The following is a 19,507-nucleotide window of genomic DNA, read 5'->3' as shown; positions in this document are numbered from 1 at the left end:
GGGGGAGTACGCGTGAACGAGCAGGAGAAGCTCCTCAGCTACCTCAAGAAGGTCACCGGAGACCTGCACGAGACCCGCAGGCGACTGCGGGAGGCGGAGTCCGCCTCCCGCGAACCGGTCGCCATCGTCGCGATGAGCTGCCGCTTCCCCGGCGGCGCCGACTCGCCCGAGGACCTGTGGCGGCTGCTCGCCTCCGACGGCGACGCCGTGACCGAGTGGCCCACCGACCGCGGCTGGAACCTCGCCGACCACTACGACCCCGAACCCGGCCGCCCCGGAAAGACGTACAGCACCTCCGGCGGCGCCCTCGCCGCGGCAGGCGACTTCGACGCCTCCTTCTTCGGCATCTCGCCGCGCGAGGCCATGGCGATGGACCCCCAGCAGCGGCTGCTCCTGGAGATCTCCTGGGAGGCGTTCGAACGGGCCGGCATCGACCCCACGACCCTGCGCGGCTCCCGCACCGGCGTCTTCGCCGGCACCAACGGCCAGGACTACCCCGCGCTGCTGCTGGCCTCCCGGGAGAGCCTGGAAGGACACGTCGGCACCGGCAACGCCGCCAGCGTGGTCTCCGGCCGCATCTCCTACACCCTCGGCCTGGAGGGCCCCGCCGTCACCGTCGACACCGCCTGCTCCTCCTCCCTGGTCGCCCTGCACCTCGCCGTACGGGCGCTGCGGTCCAGGGAGTGCGACCTGGCGCTCGCCGGCGGTGTCACCGTGCTGTCGACACCCGGCCTCTTCCTGGAGTTCAGCCGGCAACGGGGCCTCGCCCCCGACGGCCGCTGCAAGGCGTTCGCCGAGGCCGCCGACGGCACCGGCTGGGCCGAGGGCGCCGGCATGCTGCTGGTGGAGCGGCTGGCCGACGCCCGCCGCCTCGGGCACCCGGTGCTCGCCGTGGTCCGGGGCAGCGCCGTCAACCAGGACGGCGCCTCCAACGGCCTGACCGCCCCCAACGGCCCCGCCCAGCAGCGCGTCATCTGGCAGGCACTCGCCGACGCGCAGCTGTCCACCGCCGACGTCGACGCGGTCGAGGCACACGGCACCGGCACGACGCTCGGCGACCCGATCGAGGCGCAGGCCCTGCTCGCCACCTACGGCCAGGACCGCGAACAGCCCCTGTGGCTCGGGTCGGTCAAGTCCAACATCGGCCACACCCAGGCCGCCGCCGGGGTCGCCGGCGTCATGAAGATGGTCCTGGCCATGCGGCACGGCCTGCTGCCCCGCACCCTCCACGTCGACCGGCCCACCACCCACGTCGACTGGACGGCGGGCCGCGTCGAACTCCTCACCGAGCCCCGCCCCTGGCCCGCCGCCGACCGGCCCCGCCTGGCCGGCGTCTCCTCCTTCGGCGTCAGCGGCACCAACGCCCACGTCATCCTCGAACAGCCCACCCCCGAACCGGCCGCGCCCCCCGGGGAACCCCCCGCCCCGTCGCGCACCACACTGCCGTACGTCGTCTCCGGACGCAGCGCCACCGCACTGCGGGCCCAGGCCGCCGCCCTGCACGCCCGGCTGCGCGCCGACGAGACGGTGGCCCCGCACGACCTCGCCTGGTCGCTCGCGGCCACCCGTTCCGCGTTCGAACACCGCGCGGTGCTCCTCGCCGACGACCGCCCCGAACTGCTGCGCGGCCTGGAGTCCCTGGCGGCGGGCTCCCCGGCGGCCGGTCTCGTCCAGGGCGTGGCCGACGTGGACGGCCGTACCGTCTTCGTGTTCCCCGGTCAGGGCCCCCAGTGGCCCGGCATGGCCACCGAACTCCTCGACACCGAACCGGAGTTCCGCGCCCACTTCACCGCCTGCGCGACCGCCGTCGAGCGCTGGGTGGACTGGTCCGTCGAAGCCGTGCTGCGCGGCGCCGACGACGCCCCCACCCTCGACCGCGTGGACGTCGTCCAGCCCCTGCTGTTCGTGACCATGGTGTCGCTGGCCCGCCTCTGGCAGTCCCGCGGGGTCCGCCCCGACGCCGTCGTCGGACACAGCCAGGGCGAGATCGCCGCCGCCTGCGTCGCCGGGGCCCTCACCCTGGACGACGCCGCCCGCGTGGTCGTCCTGCGCAGCAGGGCCATCACCGCCCTCGCCGGACACGGCGGCATGGCCTCGGTGCTGCTGCCGGTCGCCGACGTCCGGGAACGGCTGGCACCCTGGGCCGGCCGGGTGTCGGTCGCCGCCGTCAACGGACCGGCCTCCGTGGTCGTCTCGGGCGACGCCGACGCCGTACGCGACCTGGTCGCCGAACTCACCGCCGCCGGCGCCCAGGCACGGCGGATCCCCGTCGACTACGCCTCCCACTCCGCCCAGGTCGAGGAGATCCACGACCGGCTCCTCACCGACCTCGCCGCCGTCCGCCCCCGCGCCGCCGACGTGCCGTTCTTCTCCACCGTCACCTGCGACTGGCTCGACACCGAGCACCTCGGCGCCCCCTACTGGTACGACAACCTGCGGCACACCGTCCGCTTCGCCGACGCCGTACGGGCCCTCGCCGCACAGGACTTCCGCGCCTTCGTCGAGTCCAGCCCGCACCCCGTGCTCACCGCCGCCGTCCGCGACACCCTCGACGAGGAGGGCCGCACCGGCACCGTCGTCACCGGCACACTCCGCCGCGGCGAAGGCGGCCCACGCCGCTTCCTCACCTCCCTCGCCGAGCTGAGCGTCCGCGGCGCCGCCCCCGCCGACTGCACGGCCCTCGCCGGCCCCGCCACCCGCGTCGACCTGCCCACCTACGCCTTCCGGCGCCGCACCTACTGGCCCACGCCCGCCCAGCTCACCCCGCCCGCCACAGCGACCGGCACGGACCTCGACGCCCGCTTCTGGGAGTCCGTCGAGAACGGCGAGACCGCCCCGCTGGCCGCCGCCCTCCACCTCGACCAGGACACCCTCTCCACCGTCCTGCCCGCCCTGAGCGACTACCGCAGACGCAGCCGGGAGAACGCCACCGTCGACGCCTGGCGGTACCGCGTCACCTGGAAGCCCCTGCCCGCCGCCCCCGCCCCCGTCCTGAGCGGACGCTGGCTCGTCGCCCTGCCCGCCGACCACCAGGACCCGGACCACCCCCGCCACGCCCTCGGCGCCGCCGTCCTCGACGCCCTCGCCCGCGCGGGCGCCGAACCGGTCACCGTCCCGGTCGCCCCGCACGACGACCGCGACCGCGTCGCGCACGCCCTGCGCGCCACCGGACCCGACCGGCCGCAGGCCGTCCTGTCCCTGCTCGCCCTCGACGAGGAGGAGTACGACGGCCTGCCCGGCCTGCCCCGCGGCTTCGCCGCCACCGTCTCCCTCGTCCAGGCCCTCGACGACCTCGGCCAGGACGCACCCGTCTGGTTCGCCACCCGAGGCGCCGTCGCCACCGGCCCGACCGAGACCGTCACCGCCCCGGAGCAGGCCCTCGTCTGGGGCTTCGGCCGCGTCGTCGCCCTCGAACAGCCACAGCGCTGGGGCGGCCTCCTCGACCTGCCCGCCACCCTCGACTCCGTCGCCGCGGACCGCCTCACCGCCGCCCTCGCCGGCGTCGGACAGGAGGACCAGCTCGCCGTCCGCGACACCGGCCTCCTCGCCCGCCGCCTCCACCGCGCGGCGACAGGCGGCCTGGGCGGCACCCGGGACTGGACCCCCACCGGAACCGTCCTCGTCACCGGCGGCACCGGCGCCCTCGGCCGCCAGGTCGCCCGCAGACTCGCCCGCCAGGGAGCCCCCGGTCTCCTCCTGGTCAGCCGCACCGGCCCGGACGCCCCCGGCGCCGCCGCACTGCGCACCGAACTCACCGGACTCGGCGCCGGACACGTCGACATCGCCGCCTGCGACATCGCCGACCGCGACCAGCTCGCCGCCCTGCTGGCCACCGTCCCCGCCGAACGACCCCTCACCGCGGTCTTCCACACCGCCGCCGTCCTGCGCGACGGCGTCATCACCACCCTCACCCCCGAACAGCTCGCCGAGGTCCTGCGGGTCAAGGTCGGCGGCGCCCGCACCCTCGACGCCCTCACCACCGGGCTCGACCTCTCCGCGTTCGTCCTCTTCTCGTCGACGGCCGGGACGATCGGCGCCCCCGGCCACGCCAACTACGCCCCCGGCAACGCCCTCCTCGACGCCCTCGCCCAACAGCGCCGCTCCCGCGGCCTGCCCGCCACCGCCATCGCCTGGGGACCCTGGGCCGACGGCGGCATGGCCGAGGGCTCCGTCGGCGAACGTCTCCAGCGGCACGGCGTACGCCCCATGAACCCCGACCTCGCCCTCGGAGCCCTGCAACAGGCCCTCGACCACGACGACACCACCCTCGCCGTGACCGACATCGACTGGGACCTGTTCGCCCACGCCTACACCACCGCCCGGCCCCGGCCCTTCCTCGACGACCTGCCCGACGCCCGGCGCGCCCTCACCGCCCGCCGTGGCCCCGACCACGACCCCCGGGACGCAGCCGACGGCGACACCGCCGGCACCGGCGACCTCACCCGGCGACTCGCCGCACTCGCCGAACCGGAACAGCGGGCCGCCTTCGAGGAACTCGTCCGCGCCCACGCGGCCGTCGTCCTCAACCACGCCGGCCCCCAGGACGTCGAGCCCACCCGCTCCTTCCGCGAACTCGGCTTCGACTCGCTCACGGCGGTGGAACTCCGCAACGCCCTCAGCGCCGCCGTCGGCCGTCCCCTGCCCGCCACCCTCGTCTTCGACCACCCCACCCCGACCGCCCTCGCCGAACACCTCCGCACCGCCCTCGCCCCGGCCGCCCGGCACACTCCGGACGCCGTGCTTGCGCCCCCGCGCGCCTCCGCCGACGACCCCATCGTCATCACCGCGATGAGCTGCCGCTTCCCCGGCGGGGCCGACACCCCCGAGGACTACTGGCGCCTGCTCGCCGACGGCACCGACGCCATCACCGCATGGCCCGACGACCGCGGCTGGGACGTCGACGCCCTCTACGACCCCGAGCCCGGCGTCCCCGGCCGCGCCAGCACCCGCGGCGGCGGATTCCTCCACCACGTCGCCGACTTCGACCCCGGTTTCTTCGGGATCTCGCCGCGTGAGGCGCTGGCGATGGATCCGCAGCAGCGGTTGCTGCTGGAGCTGGCGTGGGAGGCGCTCGAGCGGGCCGGCATCGACCCGACCACGCTGCGCGGGTCGCGCACGGGTGTCTTCGCCGGCACCAACTACCAGGACTACGCATCCCGCCCCCTCGACCCCGCCACGGCCGAGGAGGTCGCGGGCCACCTCGGCACCGGCAACACCGCCAGCGTGATGTCCGGCCGGGTGTCCTACACCCTCGGTCTGGAGGGCCCCGCGGTGACGGTGGACACGGCGTGTTCCTCGGCGCTGGTGGCGTTGCATCTGGCGGTGCAGGCGTTGCGGGCGGGGGAGTGTGATCTGGCGCTGGCCGGTGGGGTGACGGTGATGTCGACGCCGGGTCTGTTCCTGGATTTCAGCCGGCAGCGGGGGCTGGCGGGGGACGGCCGGTGCAAGGCGTTCTCGGACGCCGCGGACGGGGCCGGGTTCTCCGAGGGTGCGGGTCTGGTGCTGGTGGAGCGGTTGTCGGGCGCGCGGGCGGCGGGGCGGGATGTGCTGGCGGTGGTGGCCGGTTCGGCGGTGAACCAGGACGGTGCGTCCAATGGTCTGACGGCGCCGAACGGTCCTTCGCAGCAGCGGGTGATCCGGCAGGCGCTGGCGGGTGCCGGTCTGCGGCCGTCGGATGTGGACGTGGTGGAGGCGCACGGTACGGGTACGGCGCTGGGTGATCCGATCGAGGCGCAGGCACTGCTGGCCACGTATGGTCAGGATCGTGAACGGCCGTTGTGGCTGGGGTCGGTGAAGTCGAACATCGGTCATACGCAGGCCGCCGCGGGTGTGGCGGGTGTGATCAAGATGGTGCTGGCTCTTCGGCACGGTGTGCTGCCGCGGACGTTGCACGTGGACGAGCCGTCGTCGCACGTGGACTGGTCGGCGGGTGCGGTGCACCTGCTCACGGAGCCTGCCGAGTGGCCGGGTGTGGAGGGAAGGCCGCGCCGCGCCGGTGTGTCGTCGTTCGGGCTCAGCGGCACGAACGCGCACGTGGTGCTGGAGGAGCCGCCCGTCACGGCGGAGCCCGAGCCGGTGAGTGCGCCGCTCGGTGGTGGTGTGGTGCCGTGGGTGGTGTCGGGCCGTACGGGCCCGGCGTTGCGGGCCCAGGCCGGGCGGCTGGCGGAGTTCGTGGCGGGTGACGAGGGGCTGGGTGCCGCCGAGGTCGCCGGTGCTCTGGCGCGGTCGCGGTCGCTGTTCGAGCACCGCGCTGTCGTCTGGGGCTCCGGGCGCGCCGAGTTGCTGCGGGGACTGGAGGCGGTCGCTTCCGGTGAGGAGGCGGTGAACGCGGCGACGGGCACGGCACGACGAGACGCGCGCACGGCGTTCCTGTTCGCCGGGCAGGGCTCCCAGCGCCTGGGCATGGGCAGGGAGTTGTACGACACCTATTCCGTCTTCGCCGAGGCCTTCGACGCCGTGGATGCGGAACTCCCCTTCGGTCTCGGGGAGGTGGTGTTCGGCGAGGACGCCGACCTGCTGAACCGGACGGAGTTCACCCAGCCCGCCCTCTTCGCCCTCGAAGTGGCCCTGTTCCGCCTGTTGGAGTCCTGGGGCCTGCGCCCCGACGTGCTCGCCGGTCACTCCATCGGTGAGATCGCGGCCGCGCATGTGGCCGGGGTGTGGTCGCTGGCGGACGCGTGTCGTCTGGTGGTGGCGCGGGGCCGGCTGATGCAGGCGCTTCCGGCCGGTGGCGCGATGGTGGCGCTCCAGGCCACCGAGGACGAGGTCCTGCCGTTCCTCGGTGAAGAGGTGGGCGTCGCGGCGGTCAACGGCCCCCAGTCGGTGGTGATCTCGGGTGCGGCGGAGGCCGCCGAGGAGATCGCGGGCCGTTTCCGCGCCCAGGACCGCAAGGTCACGGCGCTGCGGGTGAGCCACGCCTTCCACTCGCCGCTGATGGAGCCGATGCTGGCCGACTTCCGCAAGGTCGCGGAGAGCCTGACCTACGAGCGGCCGAGGCTGCTCCTGGTCTCGACGGTGACGGGCAAGGCGGCCACGGCCGATGAGCTGATGTCGGCGGACCACTGGGTCAGTCATGTGCGTCGGCCGGTGCGTTTCGCGGACGCCGTCCGCGCGCTCTCCGAGCAGGGCGTGGGCCGTTGTGTCGAGCTCGGCCCGGACGGCACCCTCACCGCTCTCGCCCAGGCGTCGCTCGACGACGCCGGGGCCACGGTGCTCGTGCCGGTGCTGCGCAAGGACCGGCCCGAGGCCACCTCGCTCCTCGCCGCCCTCGCCACCGTGTCCACCGACGGAGCTCACGTCGACTGGGCGAGTCAACTTCCGCTCACAGCACCGGTGGTGCTTCCGACCTACGCCTTTCAGCGGCGCCGCTACTGGCTGGACGCCGCCGGCCACACCGGTGATGTCACCGCCGCCGGGCTGGAGCGCGCCGGGCACCCGCTGCTGTCGGCCGCCGTCAGGGTCGCCGACACCGGCGGGCTCGTCCTCAGCGGGCGGCTGTCGGCCCGCACCCCCACATGGCTCGCCGACCACGGTGTGCTGGGCCGTACCATCCTGCCCGCCACCGCCTACCTCGAACTGGCCGTGCACGCCGGTGACCAGGTCGGTCTCGGCCAGGTCGCCGAGCTGACCCTGGAGACCCCGCTGGTGCTGCCCGAACGCGGCGCCGTACAGCTCCAACTCGCCCTCGGCGGGGAGGACTCGGACGGCCGACGCCCGTTCAGCGTGCACTCCAGGGCCGCCGACGCGACCGGCGACCAGCCGTGGACCCGTCACGCTCAGGGCCTGCTCGCCGGGGACCCCGGGCCGGTGCCGCAGGACGCCGGTTCCTGGCCGCCGCCGGACGCCGTCCCGGTCCTACCGGACCCGGCGGGGGAGACCGACTGGTACGAGCCGTTCGCCGCCGCAGGCTTCGACTACGGGCCGGCGTTCCAGGGGCTCGGCCGCGTGTGGCGGCGAGGCCAGGAGCTGTTCGCCGAGGTGGCGCTGCCGGAGTCCCACCGGGCCGAAGCGGCTCGCTACGGGCTGCACCCGGCCCTGCTCGACGCAGCCGTGCAGACCCTGCTCGTCAGGGCGCTGGACGCCCCCGGCGACGAAGAGGCCGGGGCGACCCTGCCGTTCACCTGGAGCGGCTTCTCCCTCCACGCGACCGGCGCGAGCGCGCTGCGCGTCCGGCTGGCGCCCACCGGCCGCCCGGACGAGTACACGGTCACCGTCGCCGACCCCGACGGCCGGCCGGTGGCCACGGCGGACGGACTGCTGCTGCGCAGGATCGCCGCCGGTCAGCTCCAGGACGCCGCCGAGGGCGCGCCACCTCCCCCCGGACCGCTCCAGGTGCGGCGCTGGCGGTACGCCGACCCGCAGCCCGCCGCCCCGGCCCCCGAGACCGTGCGCTGGGCGCTGCTCGGGCAGGGCGACGGCGGTCTCGCCGAGACACTGGACGCGGCCGGCGTGCACCTGGAGTGCTACGCCGACCTCGCCTCGCTCGCGGCCGCCGTCGACACCGGCACCGCCGCGCCCAAGGTCGTCCTCACCGCCTGCACCGCCGCCGGGCCCGCCCCCGAGGCCACGCGCGCACTGCTGGCCTCGGCCGTCGGCCTCGTCCGGCAGTGGGTCGGCGACGACCGGTTCGCCGACTCCCGTCTGGTCCTGGTCACCCGCGGGGCCCTCGCCACCACCGAGGCGGAGGACGTCGGCGACCTCGCCGCCGCCGCGCTGTGGGGGCTCGTCCGGTCCGCCCAGCTGGAGCACCCCGACCGGGTGCGGCTGCTCGACCTGGCAGGGCCCACCGCGGCGGACGGCGACGGCTCACCCGGCACCGTCGCGGCCGCGATCGCCGCCGCCCTCCCGGAGTCGGCCGTACGGGACGGCGCACTGCTGGTGCCCCACCTCACCGCACCGGCTCCGGCCCCCGACGACGACACCGCGCCCGTGGCCCCCTTCGCGTCCGCGGGCACGGTCCTCGTCACCGGTGCCACCGGAGCCCTCGGCACCCTGGTGGCACGGCACCTGGTCACCGCGCACGGAGCGCGCCGGCTGCTGCTGGCGTCCCGGCGCGGCGCGGACGCCCCGGGCGCCGACGCCCTGCTCGCCGAACTGGCCGCGCACGGCGCCGAGGCCACCCTCGTCGCCTGCGACGCCGCCGACCCCGACCGGCTTGAGGAGTTGCTGGACCGTGTACCCGACGAGCACCCGCTGACCGCCGTCGTGCACGTCGCCGGTGTCGTCGAGGACGCGACCCTGACCTCGCTGACCGACGCTCAGACCGACGCGGTCCTGCGGCCCAAGGCCGACGCGGCCTGGCATCTGCACCGGTTGACGCAGGGCCGGGACCTGTCCGCGTTCGTGGTGTTCTCCTCGGCGGCGGGCACCTTCGGCGCCGCGGGACAGGGCGCCTACGCCGCGGCCAACGCCTTCCTCGACGGACTCGCCCTGCACCGGCGGGCGCACGGACTGCCCGCCACTTCGATCGCCTGGGGACTGTGGGCGGCCGAGAGCGGCATGACCGCGGGGCTCGGCGCCGCCGACCGGGAACGGATGGCCAGGACCGGCATGCTGCCGCTGACCGCCGAAGCCGGCCTCGCCCTCTTCGACGCCGCCGTCACCGCTCCCGACGCGGCCGTGGTCGCGGTCGCCGGGCAGTCCCCGGCCACCGCGTCCCGTGGCGCCGTGCGCCGCACGGCGGCCTCGGGAGCGCCGGCCGACGGCGGACGGTCGCTGTCCGCACGGCTCGCGGGCCTCTCCGGCCCCGAGCGGCTCGCCGTGCTGCTGGACACGGTCCGCGACCAGGTCGCCGCCGTCCTCGGGCACGACTCGACGGAGGAGGTGCTGCCCGACCGCCACTTCGCGGAACTCGGTTTCGACTCGCTGACCGCCGTCGAACTGCGCAACCGGCTCGGGTCCCTGACCGGCTTCCGGCTGCCCGCGACCCTCGTCTTCGATCTCGACACCCCGCACGCGCTCGCCGCCGAACTGGCCGGACGGTTCGCGGGCGCGGCCTTCGCCGGGCCGGACGACCAGGCAGCGGCCCCGCCCGGCGACGAGACGGGCCGGCACACCGCCCGCCCGGAGGACACCGTGGGCGCGCTGTTCCGCACCGCCTGCGAACAGGGCCGTATCGACGACGGCTTCGCGTTGCTGCAGGCGGTCGCCGAACTGCGGCCGGTGTTCGCGTCCCCCTCCGACCTGACCGGACCGGCCGCAGGGCTGCGGCTGGCCGCCGGCGACGACGGCCCCGCGCTCATCTGCTTCAGCTCGTACGTGGCGCTGGCCGGCGTCCACCAGTACGCGCGGTTCGCCTCCGCGTTCCGCGGCCGGCAGGACGTGTGGGCGCTCCCCACACCCGGCTTCGGGCGCGGCGAGCCGCTGCCCGCCACACTCGACGTGGTGGCCGCGACACAGGCCGAGTGGGTGCTGCGGTGCGCGGACGGCCGGCCGTTCGTGCTGACCGGGTCGTCGTCCGGGGGCATCCTGGCCCTCGCCGCCGCCCGCCGTCTGGAACGGTCGGGGCACCCGCCGCTGGGCGTGGCCCTGCTCGACACCTACATGCCGCGCGCCGACTCGCCGTTCACCCGGTTCTCGGCCGAGATGCTGGGCGGGATGTTCGACCGGGAGTCGATGTTCGCCCACATGGACACCGACCGGCTGTCGGCCATGAGCTGGTACATCCGGATGATCGGCGAATGGGACCCGGGTGACCTGTCCGCGCCCGTGCTGCTGGTGCGGCCCGGCGAGCCGCCCGTCACCGTGGCCGGACAGGCGCCGCTCGCGCCGGGGGAGTGGCAGAGCTCCTGGGACGGCGCGGACAGCGTCGTGGAGGTGCCCGGCAACCACTTCACGATGATGGAGTCCCACGCCGCCACCACGGCGGGCGCCCTCGCCGGCTGGATCGCCACGGCACTGCCATCGCACACCGCGGGCCGCGCACCGGCCCGACCGACCGAGGGAGCATGATGCGGGTCCTGTTCGTCAGCCTGTCCGAGAAATCCCATGTGTATCTGATGGTTCCGCTGGCGTGGGCGCTCAGCGCCGCCGGCCACGACGTCCGGGTGGCCAGCTATCCCCTGGCGGTCGAGACCATCACCCGCGCCGGGCTCACCGCCGTTCCCGTCGGCACCGACCACGGCGTCCACCGGGACATGTCCGCCTACCGGGAGTCGCAGGACTACGCGACCGCGAACTGGAGCCGCTGCGAACGCGACCAGGTCGACTGGGCGGAACTGAAGGAGCGCTTCGCGCTCAGCGTCCCGTACGCGTTCGCCCCCTACAACGACCCCATGATCGACGACCTGGCCGCGTTCGCCCAGGGCTGGCGGCCGGACCTGGTGATCCGGGACCCGCTGGCGTACGCCGGTGCCCTCGCCGCCCGGATCAGCGGAGCCGCCCACGCCCGCCTGATGTGGTGCTCCGACGTGTGGGGCCGTACCCGGCAGACGTACCTGGAGCTGATGCGGGAGCAGCCCGAGGCGGAACGGGCCGACCCGCTCGCCGACTGGATGGCCGCGAGGTCGGAGCCCTTCGGGTTCTCCTGCGACGAGGAACTGCTGCACGGCCAGGCCACCATCACCACCCTGCCCCCGTCCCTGTCGATCCCGTCCGCGTCCCCCGACCTGCCCATGCGGTACGTCCCGTACAACGGACCCGCGGTGGTGTGGGACTGGCTGCGGGAGGCGCCCAAACGGCCTCGGGTCTGCCTCAGCCTCGGCACCTCCAACACCGAGGACTACGGCGGCGACTACGTCTCCATACCGCGGATCCTCGACGCCCTCGCCGACGAGGACGTCGAGGTGGTGGCCGCCCTGCTGCCCGCCCAGCTGGAGGAGCTCGGCACCCTTCCCGACAACGCCCGGGCCGTCCACTCGGTCGCCCTGAGCACGCTCCTGCCGAGCTGCTCGGCCCTCATCCACCACGGCGGCTACGGCACCTTCGCCACCGCCATGGTCGCCGGAGTGCCCCAGATGATGCTCTCCACCCTGATCGCCGACCACGAGCAGCGCGGCGGGGCGCTCGAGCGCGTGGGAGCGGGCGTCTACCTGCGCCACGGCGACGCCACCGTGGAGAAGGTCCGCGACGGGGTGCGGCGGCTCGTCGGCGAGCCGGAGGCCCGTGAGGCGGCCCGGCGCCTGCGCGCCGAGTCCGAGGCGATGCCGAGCCCGCACGACCTCGTGGCCGATCTGGAGCGCCTGGCGGAAGTGCGCTGAGCACCTGGCCGGCGGCCCCGGCCACCGCACCGAGAACCATCCCGACCACAGGAACAGGAACAACACTGTGAAGATCAACGTGGACCGCGAGCGCTGCGTCGGAGCCGGTCAGTGCGTGCTGGCCGCCCCCGCCGTCTTCGAGCAGAACCGTGAGGACGGCCTGGTGGAACTGCTCCAGCCCGAACCGTCCGAGGACCTGCACGCCGCCGTGACCGAGGCGGAGCTGATCTGCCCCTCGGGCGCGATCGAGCTGCAGTCCTGACGGCCACCCCTCACCCACGACACCAGTCAGACGGGATGGAACCGTGAAGGCTCTCGTGCTCTCGGGCGGTGCGGGCACCCGGCTGCGGCCGATCACCCACACCTCCGCCAAGCAGTTGGTGCCGGTCGCCAACAAGCCCATCCTCTTCTACGGCCTGGAGGCGATCGCGGACGCCGGGATCACCGAGGTCGCGATCGTCGTCGGCGACACCGAGAACGAGATCCGGCAAGCCGTCGGCGACGGCTCCGACTTCGGACTCGACGTCACCTACCTGCGGCAGGAAGCCCCGCTGGGCCTGTCCCACGCCGTGCTCATCGCCCGGGACTTCCTCGGCGACGACGACTTCGTGATGTTCCTCGGCGACAACTTCGTCTTCGGCGGCATCACCGACTCCGTGGACGAGTTCCGCAAGGAGCGCCCGGACGCCCAGCTCCTGCTCACCCGGGTGCCCGACCCGTCCGCCTTCGGCGTCGCCGAACTCGACGACGTCGGGCGCCTGGTGCGCCTGGAGGAGAAACCGGAGCAGCCCCGCAGCGACCTCGCGCTGGTCGGCGTGTACCTCTTCGGCCCCGCCATCCACGAGGCGGTGCGCGCCATCCCGCCCTCCCCGCGCGGCGAGCTGGAGATCACCGACGCCATCCAGTGGCTGCTGGAACGCGACCACGACGTGCGCACCACCGTGATCACCGGCTACTGGAAGGACACCGGAAACGCCGCGGACATCCTCGACGTCAACCGCAGACTGCTGGATCTGCTGGAGTACCGCGTCGACGGTGACGTCGACGAGACCAGCGAGATCGTCGGCCGGGTGCGCATCGACGCCGGAGCCGTCGTCCGCGGCTCCCGCATCGTGGGACCCGCGATCATCGGCCCCGGCACGGTGGTCGAGAACTCCTACATCGGCCCGTCGACGTCCATCGCGGAGGACTGCGTCATCCGCGACAGCGAGATCGAGTTCTCGATCATCCTGCGGGAGTCCCGGTTCGACAGCATCCGCCGGGTCGAGGGTTCCCTGGTCGGGCGCAACGTACGGGTCTCCCTGGGCCCGCGCGTGCCCGCCACCCACCGTCTGGTGATAGGCGACCACGGGCGGGTGCAGATCTCCTCATGACCCCCGCGCACCCCACCCGGCCCGCCGCCCGCATCCTGGTGACCGGCGGCGCCGGCTTCATCGGCTCCCACCACGTCCGGACGCTGCTCGGGCCCGGCGGTCCGGCCGGCGTCAGCGTCACCGTCCTGGACAAGCTCACCTACGCCGGCAACCCGGCCAACCTGGACCCGGTGCACGACCACCCCGCGTTCTCGTTCGTCAAGGGCGACATCTGCGACCCGGAACTCGTCGACGACCTCATGGCCCGCCACGACCAGGTGGTGCACTTCGCCGCCGAGTCCCATGTGGACCGCTCGATCCTCAGCCCCGCCGAGTTCGTCCGCACCAACGTCCTGGGCACCCAGACCCTGCTCGACGCGGCCCTGCGCCACGGCATCTCCACCTTCGTGCACGTCTCCACCGACGAGGTGTACGGCTCCATCGACACCGGAGCCTGGACGGAGCGCAGCCCGCTGCTGCCCAACTCCCCCTACTCCGCCTCCAAGGCATCCTCCGACCTGCTGGCCCTGGCCCACCACCGCACCCACGGCCTGGACGTGCGGGTGACCCGCTGCTCCAACAACTACGGCCACCACCAGTACCCGGAGAAGGTGATCCCGCTGTTCGTCACCCGCCTCCTCGACGGCCACAGGGTGCCGCTGTACGGAGACGGCGGCAACGTACGCGACTGGCTGCACATCGACGACCATGTGCAGGGCATCGAACTGGTCCGCACCGGCGGCCGCCCCGGCGAGGTCTACAACATCGGCGGCGGGACCGAGCTGACCAACCGCCGCCTGACCGACCTCCTCCTCGACGCGTGCGGCGCCGGACCCGACCGCGTCGAGTACGTCACGGACCGCAAGGGCCACGACCGCCGCTACTGCGTCGACTGGTCCAAGATCCGCGACGAACTCGGCTACCGGCCGCGCAAGGACTTCGCCGCCGGCCTGGCCGAGACCGTCGCCTGGTACCGGGAGAACCGGGCCTGGTGGGAGCCGCTGAAGCAGAGTGCGGGGGGCACCCGTTGACCGGCCTGGACGCGATCGTCGTCGTCGGCGCGGGCGCCGCCGGCGCCACCACCGCCGAGACCCTCAGACGGCAGGGCTACGAGGGCCGCCTCACCGTCGTCGGCGCCGAACCCCATCCGCCGTACGACCGGCCGCCCCTGTCCAAGCAGATCCTCTCCGGCCGGTGGGAACCGGACCGCATCCGCCTGCGCGGGCCCGAGGCCTACGACCGCGCCGGCATCGACCTGCGCCCGGGCACCGCCGCCACCCGGCTGGACAGGGCCGGCCGCGCGGTCGAACTCGCCGACGGCAGCCGCCTGCACGCCGACGCCGTCGTCGTCGCGACCGGCGTACGGCCCCGGACCCTGCCCGGCGCCGACGCCCTCACCGGCGTCCACGTCCTGCGCACCCTCGACGACGCCCTCGCCCTGCGGGAGGCCCTCGGCCAAGGACGGCGGCTCGTGGTGGCCGGGGCCGGACTGCTCGGCACGGAGGCGGCCGTCGCCGCCCGCGGCCTGGGCGCCGAGGTCACCCTGGTCGGCACCGAACCCGTACCCCTGCTCGACCTGCTCGGGCCGCAGGCGGCCGGACTGGTCGCGGCCGTCCACCGCGATCTCGGGCTGCGCTTCCGACGGGGGCGGGTGACCGAGGTGCTGGGCACGGCCGGAGCGGCCACCGGAGTCCTGCTGGCCGACGGCACACGCCTGCCGGCGGACGTGGTGCTGGTCGCGGCGGGCTCGCTCACCAACACCGAGTGGCTGGCGGGCAGCGGGATCCCCACCGGGGACGGCGTCCTCTGCGACGGCCTGGGCGCGGCCGGACCCGGTGTGTGGGCCGCGGGCGACATCGCCAGCCGGCCCGACGCCCGTACGGGGCGGCGCAGGCGATGGGAGCACCGTACACAGGCCACCGAACAGGCGGTCGCCGTCGCCCGCAACCTGCTCGCCGGCAGCGGTGCCCGGCCCGCGTCACCGCTGCCGTACTTCTGGACCGATCAGCACGACCTGAAGATCCAGGTGTTCGGGGAGACGGCCGGGACCGACCGGTGCCACATCGTCGAAGGCAGCCCCGCCGAACGGAAGTTCACCGCCGTCTACTGCGTCGGGGACCACGTCCGCGGCGCGGTCGCCGTCAACCTGCCGCGCTCCGTCCAGCAGCTGCGTCCCCTGGTGGAGAGCCGAGCCCGGTGGACGGGCCTGCCCGCAACGGCCCCGGCGGGCTGACGGCCCCCGGGTGGGACCCGCCCTCGGGCCCGCGACGCACCACGGCCCGGCCCCTCGACAGCGTTGAGGGGCCGGGCCGTTCGCCGCCGGCAGCCGGTCGGGCCGGTCAGGAGAGCCACGCGTCGGGGGCGGGGCCGCCGTGACCGATGGGCGGGAAGAGCTCCTCCAGCCGCGCCACGAAGGGCTCCGGCAGCGGGGAACGCAGCGCGGCGAGGGCACTCGTGACGTGTTGCTCCGTCCGCGGACCGATCACCGCGGCCGTCACCCCGGGGCGCGACAGCGTCCAGGCGAGTCCCGCCTCCGCGGGATCGAGACCGTGCTCGGCGCAGAGCTTCTCGTAGGCCTCGATGGTGTCGCGGTACCGGTCGAGGGCGTCCGCGGCCCGGCCCTGCGCCGACTTCACGGCGTCGTTCGCCCGCAGCTTGCGCAGGACACCGCTGAGCAGACCGCCGTGCAGCGGGGACCACACCAGCACGCCCAGGCCGTACGCCCGCGCCGCGGGGATGACCTCCAGCTCGGCGTGCCGGGTGACGAGGTTGTAGACGCACTGCTCGGACACCAGGCCGAGGGTGTTCCGCCGCCCGGCCGCCTCCTGGGCGGACGCGATGTCCCAGCCCGCGAAGTTGGACGAGCCGACGTAGCGCACCTTGCCCTGGGCGACCAGGAGGTCCATCGCCTGCCACACCTCGTCCCAGCCCACGGACCGGTCGATGTGGTGCATCTGGTAGAGGTCGATCCAGTCCGTGCCGAGCCGCCTCAGCGACGCCTCGCAGGCGGAGACGATGTTGCGCGCGGACAGTCCATGGGCGTTGAGACCGTCGCCCATCGGGTCGCCGACCTTGGTGGCGACGACCACCTCGTCACGCCGGGAGGGGCTCTTGGCCAGCCATCTGCCGATGACCTCCTCCGTGTGGCCCTTGTACACGCGCCAGCCGTAGGTGTTGGCCGTGTCGACGAAGTTGATGCCCTCGGCAAGGGCGTGATCCATCAGACGGTGCGCCTCGGGCTCCTCCACCCGGCCACCGAAGTTCACGGTGCCGAGGGCCAGTCTGCTGACGCGCAGACCGGTCCGGCCCAGCTGAGTGTGCAACACGTGGACATCCTCGTGACAGTGGGTGGAAGGCCGCACGACACGGCATCACGCCGCGGTGGGCCGCCGGCAGGGGAATCGGGTCAACGGCTCTCGTGGCCGGAGCGACGGCCGGAGCCGGTGTCCTGGCCGCCGGCCGTGGGGGTGCCGGACTGCGGCGACAGAATGGACCACAGACCGGCGCGTGCGTGGTAGACGTTGACGATCACCAGCATCAGCAGTGTGAAGACGCCGTACTGGGCGCCGTTGAGCGCGGGCACCACATGCACCGGCAGCGTGTACGCCATCAGCGTCCGGATCATGGAGTCCACCAGCAGGCCGATGCCCCAGATCACCGTGGTGACCCGCCAGATCCGCCGGAAGTCGGGCTCCTCGTCCCACAGTTCGTCCCAGTCCCGGCCCCCCGAGGCACGCCGCTCCAGCAGTCTGCGGGAGAAACCGAACGCGAGCGGGCGCCTGCCGCGCAGGGACACCAGGAAGCCGAGCCCGGCCACCGCCGTCAGCCAGCCGTCACGCACCAGCAGCAGCCGCGCGCTCCCCCCGGCCAGCGACACGACGATGCCGAGCACCAGCATCGTCGTCACGAACACACCGAGCACATCCACGCGTCGCGTCCTGGCGAAACGCACCAGCGTCGCCGCCCCGGGCACCACGGCCCCGGCGGTCAGCGCGAGCACATCGCTCACCCCCGCCGCCGTCAGCCCGTAGTACAGGCCGATCGGGACACCGAGGTCCACCAGGACCGTCAGCAGCAGGGGAGGCCCGGAACCGGTGCGGGACGAGCCGTGGGCGGCGTCCCCGCCGCCGGCCGGCCCGGAGGCGGCGCCGTTCGGGGAGTGTTCCGGAAGGGTGCTTCCGCCGCTGGTCATAAGTTCTCCGTCCGATGGGGGCGGTACGGAACGCGTACCGGGCCGCCCTCATGCCGAGGCCGTCCGGCACACGCACAGCGTACGGGCGGCCCCGGTCAGGGGCCCGCCGCCGACGACCGCATCGCGTCAACCCTTTGGAATTCCCTAGAACTCGGCGGCACTTCGCGGCCCCCCGCCTCCTCGGTGCTAGCGTCGGGCGCCAGGTCCACCCGGGCATATGTCCCTTTTCGCCGCGGCCGCAGGAATCCGATCCGCGCACCGTCGCCCCGGCGCACCGAGCCCTGTCAGCCTCCGCAGACCAGGAGACATCCGTGACCGACGTTCGAACGACTCCCGAGTCGGCTGCGCCGACCGAGTCCATACCCACCCCGGACTCCTTGGGACTGAAGGAGATGCGCGAGGTCATCCGCAACATCCCGGGCTACATGTCCCGACTGCGCGACAAACACGGCCCGGTCGTCCGCATTCCGATGGGAAAGGACGAGGTCTTCCTCCTCAGTGACTTCGACGTCGTCCAGGACGTCATCGTCGCCTCCAGCCGCCGCTTCGACAAGGACACCAAGAAGACCGGCCCCGGTCCCGACGACTGGGGGGCCAACCTGGAGACCATCCTGGGCCGCAATGTCCTGGGCAAGGGCCTGGTGACCAGCGTCGGCACCTACCACCGCAGGCAGCGACGGCTCATCCAGCCCGTCTTCCACCGCAAGCGCATCGCCGGATACGGCTCCGCCTTCGCCGCCATCGCGGACGAGGCCTCCGCCGGGTTCACCGACGGCGAGAAGTCCAACTTCCACGAGTCCATGTACGAACTCGCGCTCGGCATGGTCACCCGCACCCTCTTCGACGTCTCCCTCGAAAGCGAGGCCGCCGAGAGCATCCGCACCGCCTTCCCCCGCGAAGGCGGCCCACTGCGCTGGGAGTTGAGCCCCTTCGGCAAGATCCTGCTGCGGCTCCCGCTGCCCGCGAACCGCCAGCTGAAGCGCGGCCTGAAGAACATCGACGACATCGTCTACGCCATGATCGAGGAACGGCGCCAGGGGCCCGGGGACGGCGCGGACCTGCTGTCCGTGCTCCTGACCGTCACCGACGCCGACACCGGCGAGCACCTCACCGACCTGGAGGTGCGCGACGAGGCCGTCACCCTGCTGATGGCCGGCCACGAGACCTCCTCGGGAGCCCTGACCTGGGCGTACCACCTGCTCGGCACCAACCCCGAGACCCGCGAGCGACTGCACGCCGAAGTCGACGAGGTCCTCGGCGACCGCCTGCCCACCGTCGAGGACCTCCCCGACCTGAAGTACGCGGACGCCGTGTACTCCGAGGCACTGCGCCTGTACCCGCCGGCCTGGAACCTCGTCCGGCGTTCCCTGGAGGACTACACGGCCAACGGGTTCCACATCCCCCGCAACAGCGTGGTCATCTGCAGCCCCTATGTCCTGCACCGCGATCCCGCCTGGTGGCCCGAGCCGGAGCGGTTCGCCCCCCAGCGGTTCCTGGCCGAGGCCGACCCGTCGGACCCGCTGGCGGGCCACGCCAAGGCCGCGGGCCGCCCCCGGCTGGCGTACCTCCCCTTCGGCGCCGGACCCCGGCAGTGCATCGGCAACGTCTTCGCTCAGATGGAAGGCGTCATGGCACTGGCGACCCTCAGCCGCCACTGGGAGTTCGAGCCGGTCGACAAGGGCCCCGTCCGGGTCGCGAGCGACATCACCCTGCAGCCCCGCGGCGGCCTCGAGATGATCGCCCACCGCAGGCGTTGAAGGCCGCTG

The 19,507-nt window shown here is 73.9% G+C and carries 9 protein-coding genes; 7 read left to right on the top strand and 2 right to left on the bottom strand.

All coding sequences use genetic code 11. The annotated features are described in order from the left end of the window. Positions 1-12: 12 nt before the first annotated feature. The 6 genes from ACFY30_RS38670 to ACFY30_RS38645 all read left to right on the top strand — a co-directional run bounded on the left by ACFY30_RS38670 (position 13) and on the right by ACFY30_RS38645 (position 15,782). Complete coding sequence (locus ACFY30_RS38670) at positions 13-10,950, top strand: type I polyketide synthase (RefSeq protein ID WP_390849827.1); 10,938 nt, start codon at positions 13-15, stop codon at positions 10,948-10,950. After that, complete coding sequence (locus ACFY30_RS38665; RefSeq protein WP_390849826.1) at positions 10,947-12,197, top strand: activator-dependent family glycosyltransferase; 1,251 nt, start codon at positions 10,947-10,949, stop codon at positions 12,195-12,197. Before ACFY30_RS38670 ends, ACFY30_RS38665 begins: the two co-directional genes overlap by 4 nt. A gap of 67 nt (positions 12,198-12,264) precedes the next feature. Next, a complete protein-coding gene (locus tag ACFY30_RS38660; RefSeq protein WP_390849825.1) occupies positions 12,265-12,459 on the top strand; it encodes a ferredoxin in 195 nt (64 codons plus the stop codon). A 43-nt stretch (positions 12,460-12,502) separates the two neighbouring features. Beyond that, entirely contained in the window at positions 12,503-13,570 is a 1,068-nt protein-coding gene (locus ACFY30_RS38655) for a glucose-1-phosphate thymidylyltransferase (protein ID WP_390849824.1), read from the top strand. Continuing rightward, on the top strand, positions 13,567-14,580 hold the full coding sequence (rfbB, locus tag ACFY30_RS38650) for a dTDP-glucose 4,6-dehydratase (RefSeq protein WP_390849823.1): 1,014 nt from the start codon (positions 13,567-13,569) through the stop codon (positions 14,578-14,580). Before ACFY30_RS38655 ends, rfbB begins: the two co-directional genes overlap by 4 nt. Then, positions 14,577-15,782, top strand: a complete 1,206-nt coding sequence (locus ACFY30_RS38645) for an NAD(P)/FAD-dependent oxidoreductase (protein ID WP_390849822.1) — start codon at positions 14,577-14,579, stop codon at positions 15,780-15,782. Before rfbB ends, ACFY30_RS38645 begins: the two co-directional genes overlap by 4 nt. A gap of 106 nt (positions 15,783-15,888) precedes the next feature. Here the strand turns inward: ACFY30_RS38645 and ACFY30_RS38640 are convergent, their stop codons facing one another. Both ACFY30_RS38640 and ACFY30_RS38635 read right to left on the bottom strand, forming a co-directional pair. Beyond that, on the bottom strand, positions 15,889-16,875 hold the full coding sequence (locus tag ACFY30_RS38640; RefSeq protein WP_390849821.1) for an aldo/keto reductase: 987 nt from the start codon (positions 16,873-16,875) through the stop codon (positions 15,889-15,891). 80 nt (positions 16,876-16,955) lie between these two features. Then, positions 16,956-17,741 (bottom strand): VC0807 family protein, encoded by a 786-nt coding sequence (locus tag ACFY30_RS38635; protein ID WP_390849820.1) that lies wholly within the window; start codon positions 17,739-17,741, stop codon positions 16,956-16,958. Positions 17,742-18,052: 311 nt separating this feature from the next. On the opposite strand from ACFY30_RS38635, the gene ACFY30_RS38630 reads away from it, so the two are divergent. Continuing rightward, positions 18,053-19,498 (top strand): cytochrome P450, encoded by a 1,446-nt coding sequence (locus ACFY30_RS38630; RefSeq protein ID WP_390849819.1) that lies wholly within the window; start codon positions 18,053-18,055, stop codon positions 19,496-19,498. Positions 19,499-19,507 lie beyond the last annotated feature (9 nt).

The organism is Streptomyces sp. NPDC000345 (assembly GCF_042898825.1).
Classification (GTDB): domain Bacteria; phylum Actinomycetota; class Actinomycetes; order Streptomycetales; family Streptomycetaceae; genus Streptomyces.
The sequence above is the reverse complement of the archived record's forward strand: the minus strand, read 5'-3'. Positions and strand labels throughout refer to the sequence as shown.

Excerpts from the sequence above, each read along its gene's own strand:
- ACFY30_RS38665 (WP_390849826.1), top strand. The coding sequence starts at position 10,947 with ATGATGCGGGTCCTGTTCGTCAGCCTGTCCGAGAAATCCCATGTGTAT.
- rfbB (WP_390849823.1), top strand. The coding sequence starts at position 13,567 with ATGACCCCCGCGCACCCCACCCGGCCCGCCGCCCGCATCCTGGTGACC.
- ACFY30_RS38635 (WP_390849820.1), bottom strand. The coding sequence starts at position 17,741 with ATGACCAGCGGCGGAAGCACCCTTCCGGAACACTCCCCGAACGGCGCC.